Genomic DNA, 500 nt, shown 5'->3' on the forward strand with positions numbered 1-500 from the left:
TGCCAATTGAAGTTGAACTAATCATTTTATTAAGAAACTAAAGTTTGCTTCTCCCCGATGACGGATTTTTCGAGAATTTCGGCTACATCGTACGTATGGACGGTTTCTTCCACTTCCTTCGCCTTCGTTCCGTCTGATAGCATTGTTAGGCAGTATGGACAGCCAGAGCTGATGATCGATGGATTGACTGCCAATGCTTGTTCTGTACGAGATACGTTAATGCGGTGGCCGGTTTCTTCCTCCATCCACATTAAGCCTCCGCCCGCTCCACAGCACATGCCGGTTTCGCGGTTTCTCTCCATTTCCACAAGCTTCACACCTGGAATGGATTTCAAAATTTCACGCGGCGGATCATAAACCTCGTTATAGCGTCCTAAATAACAAGAATCATGGAAGGTAATCGTTTCATTTACCGGATATTGCGGCTTCAGCTTTCCTTCCTCAACAAGCTTCGCAAGGATTTCCGTATGATGGAAAACCTCTGCCTGCAGCCCGAAATC

General features: G+C 46.2%; 1 pseudogene (running past one end of the window). It reads right to left on the reverse strand.

Annotated elements, in window-relative coordinates:
* Positions 1-29: 29 nt before the first annotated feature.
* Positions 30-500: pseudogene (locus V7149_RS05680) on the reverse strand ((Fe-S)-binding protein); it runs 1,655 nt beyond the window's last position.

The organism is Bacillus sp. JJ1503, from assembly GCF_036965125.1.
Lineage (GTDB): Bacteria > Bacillota > Bacilli > Bacillales > Cytobacillaceae > Cytobacillus.